The 2,219-nt window shown below is 70.8% G+C and carries 2 protein-coding genes and 1 pseudogene; 1 reads left to right on the top strand and 2 read right to left on the bottom strand.

Annotated features, from left to right (window positions below; genetic code table 11):
- Nucleotides 1-51: 51 nt before the first annotated feature.
- Together ABD714_RS13745 and ABD714_RS13740 are read right to left on the bottom strand one after the other, a co-directional pair.
- Nucleotides 52-672 carry a hypothetical protein gene (locus ABD714_RS13745; protein WP_344812949.1) on the bottom strand — a complete coding sequence of 207 codons (621 nt, stop codon included), beginning with the start codon at nt 670-672 and terminating at the stop codon, nt 52-54.
- Nucleotides 673-860: 188 nt separating this feature from the next.
- Entirely contained in the window at nt 861-1,745 is an 885-nt protein-coding gene (locus ABD714_RS13740; RefSeq protein WP_344812948.1) for a hypothetical protein, read from the bottom strand.
- 98 nt (nt 1,746-1,843) lie between these two features.
- Here ABD714_RS13740 and ABD714_RS13735 point away from each other — a divergent pair.
- A pseudogene (locus tag ABD714_RS13735) lies at nt 1,844-2,219 on the top strand (hypothetical protein); the annotation flags it as partial.

Below are 2,219 nucleotides of genomic sequence, written 5' to 3'. Positions count from 1 at the left end.
AGCGGGAAGCGGGTCTCAGCGGGAAGCGAGGTCTCAGCGGGAAGCGGGGTCTCAGCGGGAGGCGGGGACGGGAAGGTCCGAGGCGACGGTCTCGGTCTTGTCGGTGACCGCCCCGGTCGCCTCGATGGTCGTCTCGTGACGCACCAGGTCGGCTCCGCTGATGGTCCAGACCTCCACCGTCCAACCGGCCGAGGACTGCTCGGCCTTCGCCGGGGCGATCCGGTCACCGTACGCGGACACGACCGCGTCGCGGGCCTTCTGCTGGTCAGCGGTGAGGCTCGGACGCCAGCGGATGTCGTCGACGGCGTCGATGCGGTAGGCGAGCGTGGTGAACGTCTGGCTGCTGTCGAGATACACCGTGGCCACCTGCGCAGCCACCTCGGCCGAGGCCACCGTGACGCCGGCCTGCTTCAGCATGGTCGAGAACGCTTCCGGCTGGCCGGTCAGCACCAGGGCCTCCCCCGCCTGCGACAGGGCCACGAAGACGCGGCGCGGGTGTGGCGGCGTCTGGTTCACCGCGTCGAAGATCTGCCACCCGGTCAGCCAGGAGGCGTCCACCGGGGTCAGCGTCGTCTTGGGATCGCTGATCAGGCGCGCGGTTACCGGGCTGAGCTCCTGCAGGCCGGCGGCGAGCCGCCCGCGGGGGTCGGAAGCGTCAGGTGAGGTGGTCACGGAGGTGCCCGGGGTGGCCGACGGCGGGGAGGTGGGTGGCGTCTGGTCCGGTGTGCAGGCAGGCAGCGCGAGGAGCGCGGTGACCGCGGTGACCGCGGCGAGCGCCGTCAGCCCCCGAACGCGACCCCGCGATGACAGCACGTCTGTGCAACGCGAGCGGTCGGGCTGAAAGTTCCACAGTTCCCTCATCAGTGCTCGCTGTCCCAGTAGCTGCCGTAGTAGTCCGGATAGGCCTGGCCGTTCGTGGACGTCACCATGCCACCGTGGTAGAAGAGGTCACTCACCGCCTGGTAGCCAGCCTGCTGAGCCTGTGCCTGGCTCTCACCGTTGCGGATCGCCTGCTGGTAGGCGGCATTGTATTCAGGTTCCCCGGGCTGGCTGCCCAGCTGCGCGCCACCGTTGCGGAACTCCTGGGCCGACAGGATCTGCTGGACCGTGCCGTCGACCTCCTCGTCGACCGCTCCGTGGACGTACGCGTCGCGGTCGGGGTTCGAGACGTCGGCATGCCGGCCCTCCACGGTGTAGCGGGCGTGGTTGGCCTCGTGCACCAGGACGGCCGCGTTGTCGTAGCCGGGCCCCAGCACGATCTCGGACTGGTTCCAGTACGCCCCGGTCGCGCCGGGATCGATCACGATCGGGATGTCGTTGTCGGACAACCACTGCAGCACCTGTCTGCCGCGCTCGGTGCTGAGCATCATCTGCACGATCGGGTCGTTGCGGTCCAGACCGTCGGGGATGTCGACGTCGTCGGGATCGGTCGTCGGCTGGTCGGAGCAGCCGATGCCGAAGACCTCGCAGTACCAGGGCTCGTTCACGTCGTCCGGGCCGTAGCCGCTGCCCGGGCCGTCCCCGATGGCCTCGTCGCACTGGCCCGAACCGACCACGCTCTGGATGAGACACAGCACGCGCGCCGAGTAGACCTCGACCTTGGCGTTGTTCACCCCGAGCACGACGGCACCGATGATGATCGCCGCGATGGCGATGGCGGCGACGTACTCGACCGTCCCGGCCCCGGCGGCAGTCCGGCCACGCCACCGTGCCGCCCGGCCGCGCAGGCTCGTCCAGATGCTCATAGTCGTTACACGGTAGGCATTCCCGCTGCCACAGACCTGGGCCCACGGACCCACCGCCGGACCCACCTCGTCTGACATCCTCCAGTTGGGGGTGGAGCATGACGTGGTGGGCGTGGCTGGCGGCAGCCGTTGTCGCGGCGGGGGCGGGAGCGGCGCTGGGCGCTGCCCTCGGTCGCTGGCGCGACGACGCCGACGACACGCTGCACCGGGTGCTGCCGCGGTGGTGGCTCGCTGTGGCCGCCGGCGTCGGCGCCGCCCTCGCCGCCCCGTTCTTCGGCGCGCAGCCGACGCCGGTGCAGGCGGTCTACCTGGTGGCGTTGCTCTGGGGTCTCGTGCTGGTGCACATCGACCTCCGCGTACGCCGACTCCCCGACCGTCTGGTGCTGCCCGCCTACCCGGTCACCGCTCTGGCCCTGCTGGCCTGCTCCGCGCTGACCGGTCGGTGGTTCGCCCTGGGTGAGGCGGCGGCCGCCG

The sequence above is a fragment of the Microlunatus aurantiacus genome (assembly GCF_039536605.1).
GTDB classification, from domain to species: Bacteria; Actinomycetota; Actinomycetes; order Propionibacteriales; family Propionibacteriaceae; genus Microlunatus; species Microlunatus aurantiacus.
This window is presented reverse-complemented; position numbering and strand designations above follow the sequence as displayed.